The sequence below is a fragment of the Tychonema sp. LEGE 07196 genome, assembly GCF_963890365.1.
Taxonomy (GTDB): domain Bacteria; phylum Cyanobacteriota; class Cyanobacteriia; order Cyanobacteriales; family Microcoleaceae; genus Microcoleus.
In genome coordinates, this window is the sequence record NZ_CAWPRX010000032.1 from 1 (window position 1) to 22,861 (window position 22,861).

23 protein-coding genes are annotated in these 22,861 nt (G+C 45.4%); 13 read left to right on the top strand and 10 right to left on the bottom strand.

Annotation, left to right across the window (positions count from 1 at the left end):
• The first annotated feature begins 180 nt into the window (after positions 1-180).
• A complete protein-coding gene (locus AACV78_RS04365) occupies positions 181-606 on the top strand; it encodes a (2Fe-2S) ferredoxin domain-containing protein (protein ID WP_194011502.1) in 426 nt (141 codons plus the stop codon).
• Between the two features lie 384 nt (positions 607-990).
• Here the strand turns inward: AACV78_RS04365 and AACV78_RS04370 are convergent, their stop codons facing one another.
• Positions 991-1,200 carry a hypothetical protein gene (locus AACV78_RS04370; RefSeq protein ID WP_194011503.1) on the bottom strand — a complete coding sequence of 70 codons (210 nt, stop codon included), beginning with the start codon at positions 1,198-1,200 and terminating at the stop codon, positions 991-993.
• 108 nt (positions 1,201-1,308) lie between these two features.
• Between AACV78_RS04370 and AACV78_RS04375 the strand changes: the two genes are divergently transcribed.
• From AACV78_RS04375 to AACV78_RS04405, 7 genes are all read left to right on the top strand, one after another.
• Positions 1,309-1,953 (top strand): response regulator transcription factor, encoded by a 645-nt coding sequence (locus AACV78_RS04375; RefSeq protein ID WP_194011504.1) that lies wholly within the window; start codon positions 1,309-1,311, stop codon positions 1,951-1,953.
• A 96-nt stretch (positions 1,954-2,049) separates the two neighbouring features.
• The gene (locus AACV78_RS04380) at positions 2,050-2,199 is read left to right on the top strand and encodes a hypothetical protein (protein WP_194011505.1); all 150 of its coding nucleotides are present in this window, start codon (positions 2,050-2,052) and stop codon (positions 2,197-2,199) included.
• 88 nt (positions 2,200-2,287) lie between these two features.
• Complete coding sequence (locus AACV78_RS04385; protein WP_006633075.1) at positions 2,288-2,809, top strand: LabA-like NYN domain-containing protein; 522 nt, start codon at positions 2,288-2,290, stop codon at positions 2,807-2,809.
• Between the two features lie 299 nt (positions 2,810-3,108).
• Positions 3,109-4,746: a 2-isopropylmalate synthase gene (locus AACV78_RS04390; RefSeq protein ID WP_194011506.1), complete on the top strand. Its 1,638-nt coding sequence runs from the start codon at positions 3,109-3,111 to the stop codon at positions 4,744-4,746.
• 143 nt (positions 4,747-4,889) lie between these two features.
• A complete protein-coding gene (locus AACV78_RS04395; protein ID WP_194011507.1) occupies positions 4,890-5,690 on the top strand; it encodes a class I SAM-dependent methyltransferase in 801 nt (266 codons plus the stop codon).
• Between the two features lie 295 nt (positions 5,691-5,985).
• Positions 5,986-6,282, top strand: a complete 297-nt coding sequence (locus AACV78_RS04400) for an antitoxin family protein (RefSeq protein ID WP_194011508.1) — start codon at positions 5,986-5,988, stop codon at positions 6,280-6,282.
• Positions 6,276-6,758, top strand: coding sequence for a PIN domain-containing protein (locus AACV78_RS04405; RefSeq protein WP_194011509.1), 483 nt, complete (start codon positions 6,276-6,278; stop codon positions 6,756-6,758). The genes AACV78_RS04400 and AACV78_RS04405 overlap by 7 nt, the downstream gene beginning before the upstream one ends.
• 72 nt (positions 6,759-6,830) lie before the next feature.
• On the opposite strand, the gene hisC is transcribed toward AACV78_RS04405, so the two are convergent.
• The 7 genes from hisC to psaK form a co-directional block, all read right to left on the bottom strand.
• Positions 6,831-7,877: a histidinol-phosphate transaminase gene (gene hisC, locus AACV78_RS04410; RefSeq protein WP_194011510.1), complete on the bottom strand. Its 1,047-nt coding sequence runs from the start codon at positions 7,875-7,877 to the stop codon at positions 6,831-6,833.
• A gap of 35 nt (positions 7,878-7,912) precedes the next feature.
• On the bottom strand, positions 7,913-8,635 hold the full coding sequence (locus tag AACV78_RS04415; RefSeq protein ID WP_194011511.1) for a glycerophosphodiester phosphodiesterase family protein: 723 nt from the start codon (positions 8,633-8,635) through the stop codon (positions 7,913-7,915).
• Positions 8,635-9,498 (bottom strand): alpha/beta fold hydrolase, encoded by an 864-nt coding sequence (locus AACV78_RS04420; protein ID WP_194011512.1) that lies wholly within the window; start codon positions 9,496-9,498, stop codon positions 8,635-8,637. The genes AACV78_RS04415 and AACV78_RS04420 overlap by 1 nt, the downstream gene beginning before the upstream one ends.
• A 393-nt stretch (positions 9,499-9,891) precedes the next feature.
• A complete protein-coding gene (locus AACV78_RS04425) occupies positions 9,892-10,701 on the bottom strand; it encodes a DUF928 domain-containing protein (RefSeq protein WP_194011513.1) in 810 nt (269 codons plus the stop codon).
• A 41-nt stretch (positions 10,702-10,742) separates the two neighbouring features.
• Entirely contained in the window at positions 10,743-12,704 is a 1,962-nt protein-coding gene (locus AACV78_RS04430) for a CHASE2 domain-containing protein (RefSeq protein ID WP_339383466.1), read from the bottom strand.
• Between the two features lie 180 nt (positions 12,705-12,884).
• Positions 12,885-14,081, bottom strand: coding sequence for a site-2 protease family protein (locus AACV78_RS04435; protein WP_194011514.1), 1,197 nt, complete (start codon positions 14,079-14,081; stop codon positions 12,885-12,887).
• 81 nt (positions 14,082-14,162) lie between these two features.
• A complete protein-coding gene (gene psaK / locus AACV78_RS04440) occupies positions 14,163-14,447 on the bottom strand; it encodes a photosystem I reaction center subunit PsaK (RefSeq protein WP_194011515.1) in 285 nt (94 codons plus the stop codon).
• A 136-nt stretch (positions 14,448-14,583) separates the two neighbouring features.
• On the opposite strand from psaK, the gene AACV78_RS04445 reads away from it, so the two are divergent.
• The 3 genes from AACV78_RS04445 (at position 14,584) to AACV78_RS04455 (ending at position 17,544) form a co-directional block, all read left to right on the top strand.
• Positions 14,584-15,231 (top strand): phosphoribosylanthranilate isomerase, encoded by a 648-nt coding sequence (locus AACV78_RS04445; protein ID WP_194011516.1) that lies wholly within the window; start codon positions 14,584-14,586, stop codon positions 15,229-15,231.
• A 402-nt stretch (positions 15,232-15,633) separates the two neighbouring features.
• A complete protein-coding gene (locus AACV78_RS04450; RefSeq protein ID WP_228042600.1) occupies positions 15,634-16,200 on the top strand; it encodes a CPBP family glutamic-type intramembrane protease in 567 nt (188 codons plus the stop codon).
• A gap of 45 nt (positions 16,201-16,245) precedes the next feature.
• Positions 16,246-17,544 carry a HEAT repeat domain-containing protein gene (locus AACV78_RS04455; protein WP_194011517.1) on the top strand — a complete coding sequence of 433 codons (1,299 nt, stop codon included), beginning with the start codon at positions 16,246-16,248 and terminating at the stop codon, positions 17,542-17,544.
• Positions 17,545-17,713: 169 nt separating this feature from the next.
• On the opposite strand, the gene AACV78_RS04460 is transcribed toward AACV78_RS04455, so the two are convergent.
• Together AACV78_RS04460 and AACV78_RS04465 are read right to left on the bottom strand one after the other, a co-directional pair.
• On the bottom strand, positions 17,714-19,381 hold the full coding sequence (locus tag AACV78_RS04460) for a BamA/TamA family outer membrane protein (RefSeq protein WP_194011518.1): 1,668 nt from the start codon (positions 19,379-19,381) through the stop codon (positions 17,714-17,716).
• A gap of 169 nt (positions 19,382-19,550) precedes the next feature.
• A complete protein-coding gene (locus AACV78_RS04465) occupies positions 19,551-19,751 on the bottom strand; it encodes a hypothetical protein (protein ID WP_194011519.1) in 201 nt (66 codons plus the stop codon).
• Positions 19,752-20,110: 359 nt separating this feature from the next.
• Here AACV78_RS04465 and AACV78_RS04470 point away from each other — a divergent pair, with 359 nt between their 5' ends.
• Positions 20,111-20,938, top strand: a complete 828-nt coding sequence (locus AACV78_RS04470) for an alpha/beta fold hydrolase (protein ID WP_194011520.1) — start codon at positions 20,111-20,113, stop codon at positions 20,936-20,938.
• Positions 20,939-21,063: 125 nt separating this feature from the next.
• A complete protein-coding gene (locus AACV78_RS04475; RefSeq protein WP_194011521.1) occupies positions 21,064-22,542 on the top strand; it encodes an ATP-binding protein in 1,479 nt (492 codons plus the stop codon).
• Positions 22,543-22,861: the final 319 nt, after the last annotated feature.

The window sequence follows — 22,861 nt, forward strand, 5'->3', positions numbered from 1 at the left end:
GTGGGAGAGTGGGAGATGGGGAGAGTGGGAGATGGGGGGAGTGGGAGATGGGGAGAAGATTTTTGATTGAGCGTCGAAATATACAATTTAAATGCAGTACAGCTTATGGGAGATTTGGTGATGGGGTGATGAGGTGATGGCTTTCGATCGCCCAAAAATTACTATTGACGAATGAATATAATGACAAAAAATCAGGATGAATCTTGCAGCCAAGTCTTGAGGGCTTGTGTCAAAAGCCTGGGAATCGATCGAATCGACCGACATATTTTTATCTGTGCCGACCAAACGGTGCCTAAGTGCTGCGATCGAGAAACCAGTCTGGTAGCGTGGAATTACTTAAAAAAACGCTTGCAAGAATTGGGCCTGGACAAACCGAGTGCCGATGGGCCAAGCTGCATTTTTCGGACTAAAGCCAACTGCCTGCGAGTGTGCGCGTCGGGTCCGATTATGGTGGTCTATCCAGACGGAGTATGGTATCGCGACGTTACGCCCCCCGTCATCGAGAGAATTATTCAGGAACATCTGATCGGGCAGGAGGTCGTGGAAGAATACGCTTTTTTAACTCATCCTTTGCCACAGCCCGATCGCGGAAAACCAGCCATTTAAATTTATGTAGCGCTCTCAAAAAGCAGAGCGTTATAAATAAGGTGCTAAGTTGAAGGCTTTGAAGCTCAGATTCTCCGGTGCCAAAGGCGATCGCGATTGAACAACTGTACTTTCGGGTCAGTCTCTGGTAATCTTGCCGATCGCTTTAATTTTTTTGAGGAGGGTGACGGGAAGAAGTTCGATCGGGCGACAATTTGCCCAAAAGTTTTTCAGCAGCAGACATCAGGCAGTTTGCCAAACTACACTAGAAATAGTTAAATACGTAAGTAGGGAGTCTTTACATTTTTCTAAATTATAAAGTAACAATTAAAATTGGGGCATCAACATACAATTGAACGTATCCAGATTAAATATCTTACGCTAAGCGCTTCGAGCGGGTCGATCCTATAAATCAAGGCCCGACCACATCATCGATGACTGTTGGCGAGGAAGATAATTTTTGTTAACTTCAGCCGGATCGTCATGATTAATCGGGCGATCGTCAGTCATAGGTTTTGGCTTTGTTCCTAGTGGTAAGGCATTTACAAACAAAGTCCGATCGCTGGGAAAGAAAGCGGTAACACCCGCCCCGCTTTCCCCTGAGCTCAACAGCATCACTCGCTTTCGCCGTCCGCCGTCAAGGGGGCGGCGGTGTCAGCGGGGGACAAAAACAAACAAGTGTGAAAACAAGAAATTGTGCGGGGTACTGTAGCGGGAACAAACATGAAGGATAACTCAGGAGACCAAAAAAGGCTGATGCTGGTTGACGACGACCCAAACTTGATCTTGCTAGTCAAGGATTACTTAGAATTTCGGGGTTATAACGTCATCACAGCAGAAAACGGCAGACACGCCCTAGAAAAACTCGAAGAAGAAATCCCCGACTTGATCATCTGCGATGTGATGATGCCAGAAATGGACGGGTACACTTTAGTCAGACAAATCAGAGAAGACCCGCGCACGAACTGGATTCCAGTTCTTTTCTTGTCAGCAAAAGGTCAAAGTTCCGATCGAGTAAAAGGCTTGAGCACTGGGGCTGACGTTTATATAGTTAAACCTTTTGAACCCGAAGAACTGGTAGCTCAAGTAGAGTCTTCCCTGAAAGCAGCATCTCGTTTAATTCGCCACTCTACTCCAGGTATTGAGAGCGGCCCAAGAATTAAAGCCCGTCGCCATGTCGAATTGACTCCAACTGAGTTAAAGGTGGTACAGTTGCTAGCGCAGGGTATGGCAAACCGCCAAATAGCAGACATCATGAATGTTAGCCAGCGGACTATAGAGAGCCACGTCAGCAATATGCTAGGCAAAACAGGTCTGCACAACCGAACAGAATTAGCTCGCTGGGCCCTGGAAAGCAAAAAGGCTTGAGCACTTCTACCCTCAGCTATCAAATTAGGGGAGTATAAGGTAAAGTAATGCGCTGGGTGCAAGCCTGCTTGGCGGTAGTTTCAACCCCAATTAACTTTGACCCAACAGCCGACAACGACTGAACATGAGTTATCGGGAATCTGGTTCGATCGACCGAGCAAGGTCGATCGAATGCAAGCAGCTTTAAAAGAACCCTCTGGCGGTAGAGCCGAAAATATGAAATACTGGAGGGATGGAGTTTTCTGAAGTTTAATCTATTGCCTCAGTTAGCTCCATATTGCTAAAATGTGATATTTAGATTAACTTCTTTCTACAATTATTAGGTCTAAGTTCTATGACAAACTTAATGAACCGCCTTTCTATTTTTGTTGACGGGAACAATATGTTCTACGCTCAACAAAAGAACGGTTGGTTTTTTGATCCTCGCAGGGTGCTCGAATATTTCAAAACTTCGCAGCCAAATGTCATCTTGATCAATGCTTTCTGGTATACGGGTTTGAAAGACCCGCAAGATCAAAGGGGATTTCGAGATGCTTTGATCAGTCTGGGTTACACGGTTCGTACTAAGATTCTTAAGGAATATTACGATGATGCTTCGGGCAGATATTCTCAAAAAGCTAATTTAGACATAGAGATTGTGGTTGATATGTTTAATACGGTAGATCAATACGACCAAGTTGTGCTGTTTAGTGGGGATGGAGATTTTGAGCGGGCGATCGAACTACTGCGGTCAAAAAATACTCATATTACTGTGGTATCCACCGAAGGAATGATTGCTAGAGAGTTACGAAATGCTACAGATAGGTATATAGACCTGAATGAAATTCGGGAACATATCGAAAAAATGGATTATTAGTCATTAATCATTAATCATTAGTCATTAGTCATTAGTCATTAGTTGTTGGTAATTGGTTATTAGTTATTGGTCAGTTGTTATTGGTTAGTTGTTATTGGTTATTGGTTACTTGCTACGAATTCCCACTTTCCAATTCTCAATTCCCAATAACAACTAACAGTCAACAGTCAACAGTCAACAGTCATCAGTTATGGGTTATTAAATATTCGTTATTGGCGCGAGACATGGGACTGGTGACTGAAGGCTAAAAATCCAGAAACACAAACAAGTAAAAATCAGGAAAACACTTTTTTAGAGCTATGAAAACTCAACAAAGTCAAGACCGGGTGATTATTTTCGATACGACTTTGCGCGACGGAGAACAATCTCCGGGTGCATCTCTGAATGTGGATGAAAAGCTGACGATCGCTCGACAGTTAGCGAGATTGGGCGTGGATGTGATAGAAGCGGGTTTCCCTTTCACCAGCACGGGAGATTTTGAGGCCGTCCAAAAAATAGCGCGATCGGTCGGCACGGAAAATGGGCCGACAATTTGCGGTTTGGCAAGGGCGAGAAAGCCGGATATCAAAACAGCAGCCGAAGCTCTGAAACCAGCCGTAAATTCGCGAATTCATACGTTTCTGGCGACATCTGACATTCACTTGGAATATAAGCTGAAAAAGACGCGGGCAGAAATTCTGGAAATAGTGCCGGAAATGGTGGCCTACGCTAAATCTTTTGTGGATGATGTGGAGTTTTCGCCGGAAGATGCTTGTCGTTCGGAACCGGAGTTTTTGTATCAGGTTCTAGAACGGGCGATCGCAGCGGGTGCGACAACTGTTAATATTCCCGATACTGTCGGCTACACGACTCCGAGCGAGTTTGGGGCTTTGATTCGCGGAATTAAGGAAAATGTGCCGAATATCGATCGGGCAATTATTTCAGTTCACGGTCACAATGACTTAGGATTGGCTGTTGCTAACTTTTTGGAAGCGGTCAAAAATGGCGCCAGACAGTTAGAATGCACGATTAACGGGATTGGCGAACGCGCGGGAAATGCGGCTTTGGAAGAGTTGGTAATGGCGCTTTACGTGCGGCGGCAATATTTCAATCCTTTCTTGGGCCGGCCAGCAGATTCCGAGGAACCGCTGACAAATATTGACTCGCGCCAAATTTACAAAACATCGCGCTTGGTTTCCAATTTGACGGGGATGTTGGTGCAGCCAAATAAAGCGATAGTCGGGGCCAATGCTTTCGCCCACGAGTCGGGAATTCACCAAGACGGGGTGCTGAAAAATAAGCTGACATACGAGATTATGGACGCTGAGTCGATCGGCTTAACGGAAAATCAAATCGTACTCGGCAAATTATCCGGCCGCCATGCTTTTCACACTCGCTTGAAAGAGTTGGGTTTTGAAATGGCAGACGATGAACTAAACAAAGCTTTTGTCAAGTTTAAGGATTTAGCGGACAAGAAAAAAGAGATTACCGATTGGGATTTGGAGGCGATCGCCAACAACGAAGCCCACCAAGCACCGGAACTGTTCCGGTTAGAATTGGTGCAGGTTTCCTGCGGCGACAAATCTCGCCCGACAGCAACCGTTACTGTGCGGAATCCATCGGGAGAAGAATTGACGGATGCGGCGATCGGTACCGGGCCAGTGGATGCGATTTACAGGGCAATTAACCGGGTGGTAAACGTACCGAACGAGTTGATTGAGTTTTCTGTACAATCAGTAACAGCGGGCATAGATGCGATCGGCGAAGTAACAATTCGTCTGCGCCACGAAGGTAAAGTATTTTCCGGTCACTCAGCAAACACCGACATCATAGTCGCCTCCGCAGAAGCATACATCAGCGCCTTAAATCGATTGTACGTGTCATTGCAGCCTGATGAAAAATCCTCCGAACAGCCAACTGCGATCGCCAATCAAGTTGTTGCACAAGCACAGCGCTGATAAATTTGCAGTCAACCATCTTGCTTAAACCAAACCGCAGACGAACCCAGATCGAAGCAGATCAAACTAAATTAATCTGCCTTAATCCGCGTTCATCTGCGGTTAAAAATTAACTTAATCACCGAAAAATAATCATGTAAAAAATGCAAGAAGAAACCTTAAACAAAGAGCGACAATTCCACGATGCTTGGGCATCAACAATAGATATTGACGGCATTCGAGTCAATGATTACTTTGAAGCTTGTACCGCCCCAGAAAATAGATTTATCCTCAAACAAATAGGTGATATTACCGGAAAACGCCTGTTAGATTTAGGCTGCGGTGCAGGAGAAAACAGCGTTTATTTTGCCAAAAAAGGCGCGCAGTGCGTAGCTGCAGACTATTCTCAGGGCATGGTAGATGTGGCCCTGAAATTAGCAGAAAAAAACGGCGCTATCGTAGAAGGTTGCACTGTCAATGCAATGGCGCTAGATTTTCCAGATAACAGTTTTGATATTGTTTACGCTTCTAACTTGCTGCACCATTTACCGGAACCAGAAAAAGCAATTCGCGAAATGCACCGAGTGCTGAAACCAGGGGGAAAAGCTTGTTTTTGGGACCCGATGAAGCACAATCCGGTGATTAATGTTTACCGCAGAATGGCTACTGAGGTGCGGACTGAGGATGAAAGTCCTTTGGATATTAATATTGTGAATTTTGTCGATTCTTTGTTTTCAAAGACGGCTTACGATACATTTTGGCTGGCGGCGCTGTGGATTTTTTTGCGCTTTTATTTGATCGAGAAAATACATCCCAATGAGGAACGTTACTGGAAAAAGATTATTATTGAACAAGAGAGATTGAAACCGGAATATTCTAGATTGGAAGGGTTGGATGGGTTTTTAAAGAAGTTGCCTTTGATGAAGCGGTTGGCTTGGAATTTGGCTGTGGTAGCAACGAAGTAATTAAAAGAAGGAAGTTCGGCAACGAGCAATGTACGGGATGTAACGGATGTAACGGATGTAAGTCCGTCGGAAGGGGGAAGAAGGAATAAGGAAGAAGAAGGCTTTAGTGGTAGGGTTCGTCAGTTTTGAGATGCTTGTATCAGTGCCGAAAGTATGATTCTGACGCACCATTTATTGTCGGGTGCGTCAGTTTTGAGATTGTTTGTTTGTCGCAAAAATAATCGTAGCTGGCGCACCATACTTTCAAATATAAAAGAAGTACAATAAGTCTAAGCATTTAATTAAGAGGCTAATTATGCCAGAAACTATTACTGCTGTCTACGAAAACGGGGTTTTGCGTCCCCTCAGTCCTTTGTCTTTCCAAGATGGGGAAACTGTGCAGATTCAACTCTGGCCTGACGATTCAAAAAAGCAGGCAGAATTGGCAATCCAGTTGTTAGTCGATCGAGGATTGGTGACTCCACTACCTAACACTCCCCAGAATGTCGAGGCTGTAACCGACGAAGATGTGTATGAATTGGCTAAAAAGTTAGGGGGAAAACCGGGGAAGCCTCTATCAGAAATGATTATCGAGGATCGCGGCCCGTGGTAAACATTTATTTTTTGGATAGCAGCGCTCTCATCAAAAGATATGTGGTTGAAATTGGCAGCCCTTGGATCAAGACTCTCACGGATTCTCAGACTGGTAACTCGCTGCTTCTCGTCCGCATTACCTGGGTGGAAGTTCTTAGTGCCTTTGCACGAAGACAGCGTGAAGGCGGTATAAATGCTGCGGAAGTTGCTGCACTTATTCAAAATTTTCGCTCTGAATTCAATAGTCGGTATAGAGTTATTGAAGTTGATGAGGCACTGGTTGAAAGGGCGGGTGAACTGATTGTTCAATATCCGCTGCGGGCTTATGATGCTGTGCAATTAGCGTCTGCTTTGCGGGTTCAATCTGTTTTAAGATCAATGCCAGAAACTCAACTAATTTTTGTTTCGGCGGACAACCGATTGCTGGATATTGCTCAGTCGGCCGGGCTGGCGATTGACAATCCTAATAATTATCCCTCATCAAACGGTTCGTAGTGAGGAATGCAAGTCCTGGGATGGATGCGGACACCAGGACGCACTACGAACCTATATTGCTGCGATCGTTATTTATAGGATTTCCTTCAAGGTTTTAACTAATATTTGATTCTGTTCTTCCGTACCTACACTAATTCGCAATTTGTCTTCTAATCGCGGCTGATTGAAGTATCGAATCAGTATTCCCCGTTGTTTCAGTGTTTGATAAATTCTTTCTGCATCGCCGTTGGGCGGCCTAACTAACAAAAAGTTGGTTTGCGAGGGCCAAACTTCAAAGCCTAATTCTTTGAAAATGACGGCTAGTGTTGCTCTGGAAGCCTTGACTTTTTCGGCGTTGGCTGTTTTGTGCTCTGAATCTGCGATCGCACTTGCCGCCACCGCATAGGCTACAGCATCAACATTGTAGCTGTCTTTAACTTTATTTAATTCAGCCAGCAGCAGCGGATTTGCTATAGCAAAACCCAACCTCAATCCCGCCAGCGAATAACCTTTTGAAAGCGTCCTTAAAACTATAACATTACTGTACTTTTTTGTCAACTCCAAAGCATTATCTTCGGCAAAATCTACATAAGCTTCATCAATCACAAGAATACCCGATAACTCTTGAGCCAGTTTCTCCAAATCTGCCACAGAAATAGCTGTTCCCGATGGACTGTTTGGCGAAGCGACAAATGTCACAGCACCTCTGGCTGCTATTAGCAAATCGACTGGTAACTTGTAATCGTCGGGATAAGGAACTTCCACAAATTCTGCATCTTGAATTTGTGCCAAAGTGCGGTACAATACATAGGTTGGCGCGGGACAAACAATCTGTTTCCCTGATTCGCCCGCAGCGCGAACTATCAAGTTTAATAAATCATCGCTGCCGTTACCTACCGCAATCCAATCGTCAGGAAATCCCAAAACTTGACTGGCAGCAATGCGGAAAATTTTGCCCGTTGGATCGGGATAGCGCCGCAGCATTTCTCCGTCTATTTCCTGAAGCACTTTTAAGGCTTTGGGAGAAGGCGGATAGGGATTTTCATTAGAATTTAGTTTGATAATTTTTGTGCCTGGGGGTGGCTGTTCTCCTGGCACGTAGCCAGACATTTCGTGGATGCTTTGGCGAAAGTAATTCATCTATTATCTAGGGTTAACTTGCGTTAATTTGCGGTTCAAAAAAATCCTATCAAACAATTAGTGACTATCCGAGTGATACCCAAATCAATTAACTTTTGCATATCTTCTGGATCGTCCACCGTCCACGCCACAATGTCAACTCCCTGACTGCGGCTTTCTTGAATCAGTGCGGGATTTTCTAGCAAAATGCGATACTGGCTGCTAATCAAGTTATCGCCATGCGCCACAGCTTGAGATAATTGAGTTTTGTATGCTTCTAGATTAGCAACGATATGTCCGATCGCCAAATCGCCATCTACCCGCCGCACTTGTGCCAAAAATTGCTCGCTAAACGAGGTAATAACGCATTTGTGTTGAATTTCTGCGCCCTGCAAACTATTGACAAAATCCGCCACTTCTGAATCGGACCATTCGCAATGGGGCTTGACATCAAAATAGAGAAATTTGTCAACTTTTTTCAGGATAACTAATGCTTCTGCGAAAGTAGGGATTTTTTGTCCTGAAAATTCATCACTAAACCATTTTCCCGCATCAAGTTTCTGCAATTGAGACAGATTTTGTTCCCTGACTTTACCAGAAAATCCAGTGATTCTATCTAATGTTGCGTCGTGAAAAATCACCGGTACGCTGTCGGCGGATAGCTGGATGTCGAATTCGATCGAATTAGCTTTGCTGGCGATCGCCAGTTCAAAAGCTGCTAAAGTGTTCTCAGGGGCGATCGCCGAAAAACCCCGATGTGCGATAATTTCTACATTCACTATCTCGCGCCCTCTAAAAAATTGGCCACAGTTTGATTAAAAGTTTCCGGTTGAGTCAAAAAACACCAATGATTCCCCGGTACTTTTGTAGCGGTAAGATTTTTCAAGTATTTCTTGTACGGCTGCATTTGCCAATCCATGCGATTTACGCCTTTTTCCGGCTGTACGAATAAAGTTGGGATTTCAATATTTTCAGTCAAACCGGCAACTTTCATCACTTCTGCAAATATCTGATTTCTGGCGGGAATCGTAAATTTACTGCCCCAACTTCCGTCTGATTTTTGTTCGATTTGGTGTTGGAATATCATTTGCTGCGCGTCACTCCAACCAGCGTATTCTCCCGATTGTTTGGCGGCTGCTTCTGCTTGGGATAAAGTCGCAAACGGGCCCATACATTTGAGACAATCTAATTTTCGGTAAACAATTGGCAGGGTGAGTTTCATCGCTGCGGGCAGTTTGGTGATGAAGATCGGGTCTACTAAAATCATACTGCAAAAGCGATCGGGATTTTGTCTCGCCCAAATCGGTGCTAGTTTTCCCGTCCAAGAATGCCCCAAAATGTGGCAGGAAGGCCAGTTGAGATGTGCCATCAAAGCTTCTAAATCTGCGATCGCACTTGCAAAAGTATAGCCGGTTTCCGGTTTGCTGCTTTCTCCGTGGCCGCGCATATCCGGCGCTACAATATGATAGCGGTTCGCCAAGTAATTGCCGAGGCTAGTCCAGACAGCGGCACTATCTGCTAAACCGTGTAGCAGCAACAAGCGCGGAACTTTTTCTGCTTCTTTTTTGCTCTCTGTTGCTGAGTTCCATTCTAGGTAAGAAAGTTCAATTTCTGGTAATTGCAACCTGTTGCGTGCCGGCATAATTGAGGGTATTTTTTAGTAGTTAATCTACGGATATCAGTAATACCAATTTCATAAAGTAGCGCTACAGTTTACCCCCCCAACCCCCCCTTGCTAAGGGGGGGCTTCGGACTTTATCCATAGCAAATCTTTAGAAAAATGGTATAAGGTTCGTAGTGCGGACTTTAGTCCGCTCTTTTCTTACGGACTAAAGTCCGCACTGCGAACGGAATGGTTTTTGTGATGGCGATCGACCGGGTATGATATCATTTTTGAAACAAGCATTTTTTACAAAGCGTGGGAACACCTCAAGAACTCGCACCATAATAAATCCAAAACCCAGATATTCCCCGGCTTGACGTACCGCCGGAGCCTTTTCTGGGTTATTTTGAATCTTTTGACAGTCGTCTAACTCTATGGTTCTGGTTGAAATTCTTCAGTTTGGACGATCGGATCTTGGGCAATTTTGCTCAATTTCACTGAATCCAACAAGCTTTCCCAATCAGCCTTGAGGGTTGGATCGTCAGGCTGAGCCCGTCTTGCTGCTGCTAGGGTGCTGATGGCATCTTGCCAAATCCCATTTTCAGCATAAATAAAGCTTTTCTGGCGCGGATCTGCCTTTTCTAATTGACTGCGGATATCTGGACTGAGTTCAACTCGCCGCACAGTACCCATTTGGAAGAGATCGCCGGATCTATCTTGAGGATTGTCGCAAATCACTGTCAAACTCCAACGGTAATTTTTTCCTACTTCCAATGGCGGCACATTTTTATTAGCGGGGATACTAACCTCGACAGTCCCTGATAAATTGCTAATTTGGAGAGTCTCTTTATAAATCTCCTTGTCGTTTGGATCTAGCAGACTAAATTCGGCTACTTTCGCTCTTATTGGAGGCCAGTTGAAAAAGAATGTTGGATAGTCGGAAACAGTCCGTGCGAAGTTATTTGGAGGAACTAAGGGTATGAGATATATTGGATTTGGGTTGGAGTCGAGCGCGCAGCCGCCGCGCGTACTTCGTGGTGTTGCTGGTGGCTTGAACTGCATATCTATATCTTCACGGGGCTGAACGAAGCGCGGCCCTCCCGATTGAGTCAGCGGCTTGCCGGGATCTTCCCTCGGCATTGGCTGTGCCAGACTTGCAAATTGGCCGGCGTTAAATGCTGCTATCAATAATATGGCACTAAAGGCGATCGAGTTGAGCCGAAAATTACTAATTTTTTTCATAACCGTTGCCAATGTTTTTTAATGTATCTTGTCTCTGTTTACTATACCCATTTTTTTTCTCCCAACACGCGGTATACATTAACTTTTTGTTCCCTGCCTTTTAGAGGTAAAGATCCCCAAGATTCTACTTCAAATTTTCCTTCTAGATGGACTAAAGTTTCTTCGCCAATCAAGATCCGGCAGGTGTCTTCTTGCCGGTGTTTTTCGCAGCTTTCGAGGCGAGAAGCGATATTTACACTGTCGCCGATTACTCCGTATTCTAAACGGGTTTTGCCTCCCAAGCTGCCCACGACGATCGGTCCTGTAAAAATTCCGACTCGCATTTTTGCCGCTGGTAAACCGCGATCGCTCCAACTTTGATTCATGGCTGGTAAGCGCGAACTTATAGCTAGAGCGCAAGATACCGCAAGGCGAGCATCTTCGGCAATTGCTTCGGGAGTTGTGCGGGGAATTGGCACGCCAAATACTGCCAGCATTCCATCTCCGGTAAATTTATTAATTACGCCTTGATGTTTTTGCACTTCCTCGGCCATTGCTGATAAATACTCGTTCAACCAAGGCATTACTATTTCTGGCGATAGTTTTTCAGAAATTGTGCTAAAACCTTGCAAGTCAGTCAGCAGCATTGTAGCAGTTACTTTTTGCCCTGGCAATAGCCCGGACTGGAGGAGATGGACGCGCTCTTTCCACAAAGCATTGGCGATCGCCGGTGAAGTTTGCTGTCCTAAAAGTTTCATTACAATTTCTTGCTGCTGTCTTGACTGGTGGTACTTGTATGTGATGGCAACTACGGGGACGATCGCCAATGCCAGAGTCGGCCCTGTCACAGGTATCCACCCCTGTTGAGTGAATAGAAAAAATGTGAATCCCCACAATATGCCGCCAAGTGCGATCGCGCTAACGGCGAAACTGAGCGTATTTTCTAGCCGCCAAGCCAAACAGCCGCCAACTGCTCCCCAAACAGCAATCCAAAGCATTTCTTGCCATTCATCCCAAAACCAAAATAGCCCTTTACCGTCTAAAACTGCGCTGATAATTTGGCTAGTTGCGCTGGCGTGAATCAATACCCCAGGCATCAGGCGGTTTCCGCTGAAAGTAGCGCTGTAAGGAGTAGAAAAGATATCTTTTACAGTTGGGGCGCTCACCCCGATCAGCACTATTTTATCTTTCACTAATTTGGGGTCAAGCTTTCCCTCCAAAACTTGACTTAGTGTCACGGTATTTGCAACATTTTCAGGAGAGCGGTAATTGAGCATGATTTGATAGCCTTGACTGTTAATTGTCTGATACCCTCCTGAATCCGGCTTCAGTCGCCCAAAAACAGTGTTTCCGATTTTTATTTCGTTGTTTTCGGTAATTATTGTTTCTATCTTTTTGGTATCAAAATAGTTGTATGCCAACCGCATCGCCCATGAATTGAGCGTCGAGTCTTGATGAAAAGTAAAAATAAAATTACGGCGAACTATGCCGTCTGGATCGAGAATTAAATCGCTAAATCCTATTTGTTTTTTGGATATGTTGGGAGGCGGCCCAGCTCGCTCGCGCTCGGAGTCACCGATGGAGGTAATGGCGATGACTTTGGGGTTTTTGAATTGAGCGGCCAGTTCTGCATTTCCCGGTTCGTAGGGGATATCGCGAATGATATCCATACCAATAACGGCGGGTTCTAGACTGGCTAATTCGGCGATCGCTTTTGCTAAAACGCGATCGGAAAGTGGCCATTTCTTGAAAGCACGAATGTCCTGTTCTGTGATTTTTACTACGAGTAATCTAGGGTCAGCGCCCGGATCGGGACGCAACTGTACCATGAGGTCAAAAGCTTTTAATTCCAATGGCTGCAACCAACCTAAATGTCGCACTCCTAAGAGAGTTCCCGTCACGACAATCCAGGTAATCGCCAGAGGTTGCAAGTCAGCGAAGGGGAAGGAATTATTTATGTTTTTCCAACTCCAACGTTTCTCTCCCAATTGATGATGGAATCTCTTAAAGAATTTGGGCATCATAATTCTTTTTTTCAACTTTATTGGACAAAGTGTGCTCAGAGGCGGTCATAATTAAAAGAATAATGCGCTCGCCCTGAAGTTCCTTACGCAAGGAAATTAGCTTCTCAGAATTAACGTTTATGTATGCACGCCTGTTTGCATTTTAAATTGTCAACAATGCCGATGATTGATGCCCAATTTTTAATTTTCCTGTGCTGTTTTGGCGATCGCATTTAACTGCAATCCCTGGGGATAAATGTTCTCTTCTTTGCTGCGCTTGATGTCGGCTTCGGAAATCTGGGGTTTGAGGTATTTCGCCAAAACTTTCACGATGTCGCCCCGATCGATCGTCCCTACGACTGAACCAATGGGCGAGAGGACGATGATTCGGGAGAGTTGACGGGCTTCCATTGTGTTAATTACTTCTGCGATGGATGCTTTTTGTGAGACTGTGGGGGTTTTTGCCAGGGGTTGCAAAATGTTGTGCAAAGTCTGAATTTGCCACTGACTGCGCTCTGTCAAGCGGATATCGTCGATCGACACTAAGCCCAAATCTCGCCCGTTGGTCGCAGCAATGTAAAATGGAAACGGGTTGACTTCTAACAAATAGCGATCGGCAAATTCTCGCAGACTCAAATCTGCATCTACAACTCGAAATTCGCGGCTCATCGCATCAGCCGCTTTAGTTTTGAGCAGGGCTTCTTGCAGATCGGCAAAGTCGCTGTAGGCTCTGGCATTCCGAATGGCAAACCAGCCGATTAGCGCAATCCACAAGCCGCCGTACTGGCGCGCTAACAAACATACACTTACACCAAAAACAACCGCCAACCAACCCAAAACTTGTCCTGTTTTTGCCGCCCAGCGAATGCCGACAAATCGAGAGCCGGTAATTTTCCAAATTGCTGATTTTAAGACTTGTCCTCCGTCCAAAGGCAAGCCGGGAATTAAGTTAAACAATCCCAAAACTAAATTTATTTCTGCTACCCTATCTGTTACAATAGCAATCAAACTTGTTTGAGGGAGAACTTGAGAACCCAAACCGAGGATTAAAAACAGCGCGAAGCTGATCAGAGGGCCGGCGATGGCTACTTGAAATGCTTGACCGGGAGTTTTTGATTCCGAGTCGATCGATGCAACACCACCAAATAAGAATAGAGTAATAGAATTAACTTTAATCCCTTGCGATAGGGCGGCCAAGCTGTGTCCGAGTTCGTGCAACAGCACCGAAGCAAACAGCAGCAGAGCTATGGCTAACCCAGCACTCCAGGATAGAGCAGGCCCCCACAAGCGGTAACTGCTAGCATATTCGCGGGTTGCAAGGGCTAAAATTATAAACCACGAATAATCTATCAGTAGGGGGATGCCAAATAAAGACCCGATTCGCCAACCTGTCTGCATGAAATTTTCCTGGGAAAGGAGAGCAAGAAAGAGTTTCTATTATATCTGTTCTTCTCCTTGCCTTTCCCGTTGCCGCGGTTTCTACAGAACTCCGGCGTTACCCAAGCCCAAGATGACTCCAGCCCCCAACAAGTGGCCGAAGCTGGTTGTTGCCAGCAATTCCGGGATGCCGAAGCCTTTGAACATTCCGGGGACTGCAACGGGTAAAGCAGGGCCTTTGCCTCGGTTTTGCTTGTTGATGCCGTAGTAGCCGATCGCGATCGCCAGCAAATTGCATAAAATCATTGTCAGGCCTACCATTGGCGACCACTCCGGCGTTGAGGGAGTGGTAGACTGTATCGCTAACAGTAAAGATGAGTTAATCATGTTGTTATTTCCTGATTTCACAGATAATATCGAGCGCTACAAAATTATAAAAAGCATTCTGCATTAAACTAAAATTTGTTTTATTAATTAACAATTTGTTTATATTTTGATACAAATTCATCGCGGAGGAAAAAAAGTGCGGGTTAAAATTTGCGGAATCACGAAACTCGATCAGGGAATGGCGATCGCCCGTTTGGGAGCTCAGGCTTTGGGGTTTATCTGCGTGTCGGCTTCACCGCGCTATGTCAGCCCCCAAACTATTCGCCTGATTGTCGAGAAATTGCCGGAAAATGTCGATCGCATCGGCGTTTTTGCTAACACCACAATAGAAAATATCTGTCAAGTAGCGGTCGAGTCAAATTTAAGCGGGGTGCAGTTGCACGGAGATGAAACAGCAGAATATTGCGCGAGGTTGCGGGAGTTTTTGCCGGAAATTGAAATTATCAAAGCCCTGAGAGTTAAGACTCCAGAAACTTTAGCGACCGCTGCTATTTATGCCCTTCACGTCGATACTTTACTGCTGGATGCTTACCATCCCGCTCAACTCGGCGGTACTGGCAAAACTATAGACTGGGTGATGTTGGCAGAGTTTAAACCGCCTTGTCCTTGGCTGCTCGCCGGCGGTTTAACACCGGAGAATGTTTTAAATGCAATTGATAGCGCCAAGGGCAGTAATTTCAGCGGTGTTGACCTTTCTAGCGGCGTAGAAATAGCGCCGGGAAATAAAGATTTGACCAAAGTTGCTCAGTTGTTTGCAAAATTAACTCAAATTGCTAATCATTGATAATTGGTAATTGGCAAAAAGCTAATTGGTAACGCACACTTTGTGCTTTTGATTCTGATGTACTAGACTTGAGTTGCAGAAGTCTTATCTCGATCTTTTAACCGCAGATATCGGGCAGATTTAACCAACGATTGACGCAAATAATTTCAGGGTGTTTGCCAATTTTGGCAATTGCTCGTCTGCTCAGTTCCCTCGCGCACCGCAATTCAAAAACTCGGTTTCTCCATCGCCCGTCTCTCGAAAAGCAGGCGCAACCTTCAAAGAAACCGGGTTGCTGCGATAATTTACGCATCCTCACCAAGAGCGAGGAAGAAACCCGGTTTCTGATTCCTCGCACACATCCCAGAAACCGGGTAATGACAAGGCCTTATTCCGACTACTAATATATCTTTAAAACTTTTAATGATAAATTTGATTGTGTTAAATTTTAGCCCGATCGGGCTGCTGGACTTACTGGCGCGCCGCGTCACCCTGGCTGTCTCAACTATTCCCGATTTCACCGACTGGCTGGTTGCAGCTATGCTGGCGTTAGTTTACACTGCGATCGCCCTTCCCGTCGGTTTTGGGTCGGGATTTCTGAAAGTAGACGTGCAAACCTCTTCGCCTACCATTACCGGAGTGCTGATAGGCTGTTTGTTAACTCCGGGGCTGAGCGAGGAAGTATTTTTCCGCGTGTTAATGCTGCCGCACCCTGGAGAAAATGCTTCTGGGTTAATGCTGTGGTTTTGGGGATGGGCGAGTTTGGCGCTGTTTGTAGTTTACCACCCGCTGAACGCGCTGACTTTTTACCCGATCGGTCGATCGACCTTTATGAATCCAGTGTTTTTGCTGCTGGCGGCAATTTTGGGGGTAGCGTGCTCGGGAGCATACCTGCAAAGCGGTTCCATCTGGCCTGCGGTGGCAGTTCACTGGCTGGCAGTTACAGCTTGGCTGCTGCTATTGGGCGGTTACAGGAGGCTGTATGGTTAAATGTACAAAGTCCAGCATCACTATATTGTCAGGAGGAACTCCATCGTGGGTATCATAGGAGCGATCGTAGGTTTTTTGGCAGGGGTAGCAGTTGCTTACTCATTAGTGGAAAAACGATTAAAAAAGCAAAAACAAGAATACTTGCAGCAAACCCGAAGAATAGCTCAGGATATAGAACTAGCTCAGATATCTCGGATGCAGCCCACAGCAGATTCCCAGCCAGGAGAACAGGAAGATAAGCTTAGACAAGCCACTGTCGAACACGAAAATTTACTCAGACAAGTTACAACTCAATACGAAAGTCAACTCCAACAAATTGCCGCTCAATACGAAAATCAACTCCAACAAGTTCGAGCAGAACGCGATCGACTCCAACAAGTTGCTGGCGCACAGGAAAATCAGCTCAAACAAGCCAGCGAGGAATTAGAAGCAGCTCACAATGCTAAATTGCAAGAAAACCTGCAATCTTTGCAATCAGAACACGAAAATCATTTACTCAGAGTTGCTGACGAATTGCATCACAATTATCAAGCTCAAATCGAAGAACATTTGAAATCTTTGCAATCAGAACACGAAATTCGCTTGAAACAAACTGCCGAGGAATATCAGAACCGCGAGGTTGAGATGCAGTTACGTATGGAAGCTTTGCAAGAGGAATACGAGAGTCGGTTGCAAGCAGCTCACGAGCAGTTGCAAGCTCACGAAACTCAGATGCAGACTACTATCGGGTCTTTGCAACAGCAGTACGAGAATAATGTTCAACAACAAGAAGTTCCCGATCGACAGTTTGATCAGTTAAATCAAACAGAAGTTGGAGAATATTTACCCGAACCAGAATTAGTACAGGAACAGTCAAGCGAGTTAAACCAAACAGAAGCTCAACAAGAGTTAAATGATACAGGTTTTTCGGAGCCACAATCAATTGATTCATATCAACAAACCGCAGTCGAACAACAGCCTGAAATAGCCAGACAATTAGCAACCTATTCGGTGGAGCAATTGATGGGATGCGTTCAAAGTACAGACTCAGAAACGCGCAAGTTTGCAGCGTCTGCTTTAGGTAACTTGGCTGCTGCGAATGCTCTGACAGACGACAGCCATCGAGTAATAGAAACCTTGGGCCAATTACTTCGAGATTTGCAGCCAGAGGTGCGCGAAGCTGCTGTGGAAGCACTAGGATCGATCGAGTCGGAACAAGTAATTCCGCTGTTGGAACAAGCTTTGCTAGATACAGATAGGGCTGTGGCTGTGGCGGCTAGTGCTGCGCTCAATAGGTTGAAGTTTGATCCGCAGACTCCGGCGGTGCAACCGACAATTGTTGATATTGAGGAACCAAATAGTTAAGCGGTTACGTAGGGAGCATCTCATTTTTGAAAAAAGCATTTTTTACAAAGCACGCGAACTCTTGCGCGATCGCACTTATCAAATCAAAACTGAGATTCTCCCGACGACTTTCGCGATCGGAAAAAAGTTTTCACCCTAGGGGGCTATAACTTTATTGAGATTGCGGACTTTAAAATCGCTGTTTTGTACCGAGCACAAATTTAGTTTCGCCGGAGTCGCCAATACCCACGTCTAAGCGAATTAATCCAAAGGGCGATCGCACCCTTAAACCCAACCCAACAGCCGCCCCAGTCCCCGGTTTATCCCTCACCGAAGCCGGTTTTCCCAACACGCTGTCACCGGTTCCCAAATCCGAAGCAAAATCGGCAAATATCACGCCGCCGACATCCCTACCGACGGGAAACCGATACTCGCCGGAAGCCAAAAAATAACTCCGCCCGCTACCAATATCCCCGCTATCGTAACCCCGCACGGAATTGCGCCCGCCGAGGCGAAATGCTTCTGTTGGCGGCAAATCTCCGATGACAGTTCCCCCTTGCAAGTTAAAAGCCAGCATTTCTGGCAAGGTTTCGGACTCGCTGATGCCAAGCAAAGTGATTGGTATATATTGTATATAATTTGCTAAGAGGCGGTTGCTCACAATGTTACCGCGTCCCAGAGGTATGGACTGCTCGGTGCTGAGGGTGAGAATCGAGCCGCTGGTAGGGTTAAAGGGATTGTTTCGCCGATCGCGCGTTGCGCCAAAAGAAACAGTGTATAACTCATCCACGCCGGAACCGCTGAAAGTGAGAGGATTGCCCCGTTCGTCGCGGCGAGCAATATTTAAATTGCGATCGCGCGTGCTGATATTGGTATAATTCAATCCTAAAGTTCCCCGCCAATCGCCTAAAGGTCGGGTAACTGCGAGATTTCCCCCGATGCGAAGTTCCCGAACTCGATCGCCATTGGGCAAATCGATATCCTTGTTGAAAATTTCGGATATTCTGCGATCGCCAAAAGCTCTCACACTGTATCCCAAACGGTCTTCGGCAGCAATGTAAGGGCTGACAAACTCGACATCGTACTGGATACCTCGGAGGCTGGGCTGAAGTTCCACCGATAGCTGCTGTGCGTTGGTGCCGAAAGTGCGATCGACATAGGAAAGAGGAACAGCAACACCAACATCATCACTCAGAGTAACACTCGCACCAAAAGAACGAGCCGATCGCTGTTGGACATTGTAAATTACATTAATATCCGTCCCAACTTCTTCAGTAGAAACCGTCACCTTGTCAAACAATCTCAACTGCTGCAACTGCTGCAAGTCCGATCGTACAACTTCCTCGGTGTAATTATCTCCCGCCTTTAGTTTGAGCTCGCCCCGAATAAAATCTTCCGAAATTCTGCCAACAATCGGATTGCCTTTTTTATCAACTGCTTCGCCTCTGGAATTGACAAAGCGAATTTTCACCTCAGCCACATAAACGCCCTCAGCATTTCCCGCTTGACTGATTTGTCGAGTACCGTCTAGCTGTCGGGCGTTGCTGTTTACCGGTTCGGTTTCGGGTTTGGTGGCGATCGTCCCCGGAGTTTGTAACACAGATGTAAAATCTTTATGGCGATTCGACTTGAGAGAAGGCGATTTAACTTCTCCAGCAACCGCGAGCTCATCAGATGCCGGCAAATCCCGCACAATTAGACTCACATCATCCTCATCCCTCTGCGCCCTCTGCGCCTCTGCGGTTGCTTCTCTAACCTCCACCTCACGCGCTGCGTCTATCGGATCGAGAGCCCGCGCCGACAAATCCCCACCAGCTATTTGCGCCAAAGTCAAAAATGCAATAATCGGAATTCGCATAAACATAAAACTAAAGCATACTCAACGCATATTAACCAAAATTGGTCATGATGCCTAATCCCCAAAAAGAAACCCGGTATTTTTGAAGATACCGGGTTTCTGTGATGCGCTGAAAATTGCCAAAATTCGATCGCGGGCGATCGTAAAATTGGGGAAACCAAAAATTTATTTAAAGAGATTGTCTAGAAACACGTTTCTCAAAATGAGCCTGAGTCTGCTGCAACAGTTGTTCGCGACTGTCCTTAGCGGTAGTAATGCTAGGGAGCAAATTGCGAGCTTGTAAAGTCATGTGAAGCTGTAGGTGTGCGACGTACTCACTGACGTCTTCGCGCACGGAGCAAGCTGGGTAACGTTTTAAAGTAGAGTTCAAAGTGTTCTCCTGCTTTGAGTTTGCAGTAGTTTCAATAATATTAGAGAGTATCACGGTCTACGTCTAATTGCCTACTCCGCAATGAAGTTTAACCTTTAGGAGGCTTTTTTGTTACAATTGTTTACATACAATATTGCTTAAATAAATAAATCTACCCGATCAAAGGTACAATACCGATCGCTAAAAAGCCCGCTGTGTATGTCTTCTTCCTTCTGTCCTAGATAACTAAAGCCCTCTTCCCTCGAACCTCTTCCTTGACTTTTACATCCGTTACATCCGTTACATCCGTTACATCCGTTACATCCCGTACATTGCTCGTTGCCGAACTTCCTTCTACTTAAATCAGGAGTCGATCGCCCGTGCAGTCAATAGCAATAGCACACAAACACACACTAACCACATTTGTCAATAGCAGCAGCCAAACAGCCGCCTACCTCGACATCGGCAGCGGCCCACCGTTATTGCTGCTGCACGGTTTCTTCGGAGAAAAGACTTGCTGGCTGCCATTAATTGAAATATTGCAATCTCAGTTTCGGTGCATCAGTTTAGATATGTTAGGTTTTGGAGAATCCAGCAAACCACAAATCCAGTACGACGTAGCCGTAGAAGTTGCCTTTGTGCGACAAGTTATAGAACAACTAAACATCGAACCCTGCAGCATCATCGGGCATTCTTTTGGCGGTTGGGTAGCCTCTGCATATGCCCTCAAATATCCTAATTCCGTCAGCAGTTTAATATTAGCAGCACCAGCAGGAATTCGGGACGACAGTTTTTGCGGTCAATACGATGCTTTGCGGCCGCTGCTGTGGCAAACCCCAGTAGTTGATTGGGCCTTGCAGTTAGCCAAACCTTTGGCTCGTCTAGCAGGAAAAAGTGAGAAATTGCAGGAAATTTCCGGGTGGCGGCGCGAGTTAATGTCTCAACCAGTAGCCCGGTCATTTTTAATGAGCCGGATGCGGCCGGAAGACGCAGTTGATACAGTAGAAAAAGAAATTCACAAATTACAAATTCCTACCTTAGTCATCGCAGCCGGTAGCGACGAAACAATTCCTCTGTGGCACTGTGAAACCTACGCCAAGGAGATACCGGGGGCAGAATTAGTAATTATTCCCAACGCCACCCACGGCTTGCCACAAACTCAACCTCAATTCATCGCGAAGTTGATCCGTAAATTTTGGGATAATTAAGAAAACCTTTGCCAAAAGCCGAATTCTAAAAACTGTGATAGACAACTAATGAAAAATAATTGTATTTTAGGATACTACTTCAACAGAAAATACATAATATATTGGTAGTATTGTATTTTTTTTTTATGTCTATCACACCTTGTGTCAGCACGAAATACAGACATTTAGTAGATTCTGAGGTATTACGAATGGCAGTGCTGAGCAACTACTTTAATCTGGAAGAAATTACCACAGCCAGAAAAGTTAGTGCTGCAGTAATCAACATCAGCGGCCGCCAGCGAATGCTTTCCCAGCGATCGGCTTTTTTTTGCATGAGGTTAGTTTGCTCTCAGAATGCCGCAGAAAGAGCCAAACTGCGGGGGAACTTGTTAGAGGCGATCGCGCTTATGGACAAATCGCACCGCGACTTAATTAATACTCACAGCAGCAACTTATTGAGTGCCCCTTCATCCACCGTCAAAGCAATGTATTTTGAGGCGCCGCTGTACCTAGACAAGCAAGTGCGCGAATATATCGATCGAATAAAAGCATTAATGCAAGTTCCCGATGCCGAACTCAGCCTAGAAAATCCCGATCTAAAGTATATTATCGCAGCAGCGGGCGACGAATTGCTAGCAGCTTTCGATGCTGTCGTGAGTCAGTACCAGCAAGAAAGCGAAATCGAACAATTTGAAATTGACTTCAAACAGATTGAACTGTATCAAGAAAGCTGTGCTGCTACCTCGAAAGCCGAAGCTCAAGCCGCCGAGATCGATCGCGCACTTCGCGAACTCAAACAAACTCAAGCCCAACTGATGCACAGCGAAAAAATGTCTTCGATAGGAGCATTAATGGCCAGCATCGTCCACGAAATTAACAACCCAGTTAGTTTTATTCACGGCAACTCGATCCATGCCAAAACTTATACTGAAGATTTGCTGCACCTGCTATGTCTCTATCAAGAATACAATCCTAATCCCTGTGCCGAAATTAAAAAGACAATCGCAGAAATAGACCTCGAATTTCTAGTTGAAGACTTGCCTAAAGTTATGTCTTCCATGCAAATTGGTGCGGAACGAATTCGCGAAATTGTCAAATCTATGGGCAGCTTTTCGCGAACAGATAACAGTAAAATGACGCAGTGCGACTTGCACGACAGCATCGACAGCACCATATTAATTTTGCGAAACCGTCTTAATGCTAAAACAGACCGTCCCAACATTCAAATAATTAAGAATTATGAAAAGATTCCTGGTGTTGAGTGTTATGCCGGACAGATAAATCAAGTGTTTATGAATCTAATTAGCAACGCGATCGATGCTTTAGAGGAGACAGCACAAAATCAGCCCAATGCTGCGTTAAAAATTTATATCCGCACAGAAGTAGCAGGGAGCGATCGCGTGAGAGTACGGATTGCTGACACGGGAGGGGGAATGACAGCAGAGGTAAAAGAACGAATGTTCGAGCAATTTTTTACCACAAAGGCGATCGGTAAAGGTACAGGCTTAGGATTGTCTATTGTCTACAAAATCCTAGTAGAAAATCACCGAGGAACGCTCAGGTGCGAATCTGAACCGGGGAAGGGAACCGAGTTTATCATTGAACTGCCGGTCGAGCAAATTTAAGCAATTTATCAAACTTAAATTTTATCCAATTTATCCGTAACATTTGCCTAGATTCGATTCTTCGCAGTGAAAAATTACACAGATCGTAATTTATTTGTTTCTAGTTGCCCAATAAAATACGTCGTAATAATTGCCACTCACTTCATCCGCAAGTTACCTAACTTCGGCAATTTTTCAATTGTGAATAGCTGCGAATTCAGCAGATTGAGGTAGAATAGACCTCTTGCAAAAGTCAAATTTACCCCCCGCAAGTCCCCCCTCCCGCGGGGAGGGAGCAAGATTATTCTTGTTTCTCCCCGCGGGAGGGGAGGGTTGGGGT

What these genes read in the sequence shown, in the direction of transcription:
- AACV78_RS04365 (WP_194011502.1), top strand. Translation starts at nt 181, where the DNA reads ATGACAAAAAATCAGGATGAATCTTGCAGCCAAGTCTTGAGGGCTTGT.
- AACV78_RS04370 (WP_194011503.1), bottom strand. Translation starts at nt 1,200, where the DNA reads ATGCTGTTGAGCTCAGGGGAAAGCGGGGCGGGTGTTACCGCTTTCTTT.
- AACV78_RS04375 (WP_194011504.1), top strand. Translation starts at nt 1,309, where the DNA reads ATGAAGGATAACTCAGGAGACCAAAAAAGGCTGATGCTGGTTGACGAC.
- AACV78_RS04385 (WP_006633075.1), top strand. Translation starts at nt 2,288, where the DNA reads ATGACAAACTTAATGAACCGCCTTTCTATTTTTGTTGACGGGAACAAT.
- AACV78_RS04390 (WP_194011506.1), top strand. Translation starts at nt 3,109, where the DNA reads ATGAAAACTCAACAAAGTCAAGACCGGGTGATTATTTTCGATACGACT.
- AACV78_RS04395 (WP_194011507.1), top strand. Translation starts at nt 4,890, where the DNA reads ATGCAAGAAGAAACCTTAAACAAAGAGCGACAATTCCACGATGCTTGG.
- AACV78_RS04400 (WP_194011508.1), top strand. Translation starts at nt 5,986, where the DNA reads ATGCCAGAAACTATTACTGCTGTCTACGAAAACGGGGTTTTGCGTCCC.
- hisC (WP_194011510.1), bottom strand. Translation starts at nt 7,877, where the DNA reads ATGAATTACTTTCGCCAAAGCATCCACGAAATGTCTGGCTACGTGCCA.
- AACV78_RS04420 (WP_194011512.1), bottom strand. Translation starts at nt 9,498, where the DNA reads ATGCCGGCACGCAACAGGTTGCAATTACCAGAAATTGAACTTTCTTAC.
- AACV78_RS04425 (WP_194011513.1), bottom strand. Translation starts at nt 10,701, where the DNA reads ATGAAAAAAATTAGTAATTTTCGGCTCAACTCGATCGCCTTTAGTGCC.
- AACV78_RS04430 (WP_339383466.1), bottom strand. Translation starts at nt 12,704, where the DNA reads ATGATGCCCAAATTCTTTAAGAGATTCCATCATCAATTGGGAGAGAAA.
- AACV78_RS04435 (WP_194011514.1), bottom strand. Translation starts at nt 14,081, where the DNA reads ATGCAGACAGGTTGGCGAATCGGGTCTTTATTTGGCATCCCCCTACTG.
- psaK (WP_194011515.1), bottom strand. Translation starts at nt 14,447, where the DNA reads ATGATTAACTCATCTTTACTGTTAGCGATACAGTCTACCACTCCCTCA.
- AACV78_RS04450 (WP_228042600.1), top strand. Translation starts at nt 15,634, where the DNA reads ATGATAAATTTGATTGTGTTAAATTTTAGCCCGATCGGGCTGCTGGAC.
- AACV78_RS04460 (WP_194011518.1), bottom strand. Translation starts at nt 19,381, where the DNA reads ATGCGAATTCCGATTATTGCATTTTTGACTTTGGCGCAAATAGCTGGT.
- AACV78_RS04475 (WP_194011521.1), top strand. Translation starts at nt 21,064, where the DNA reads ATGTCTATCACACCTTGTGTCAGCACGAAATACAGACATTTAGTAGAT.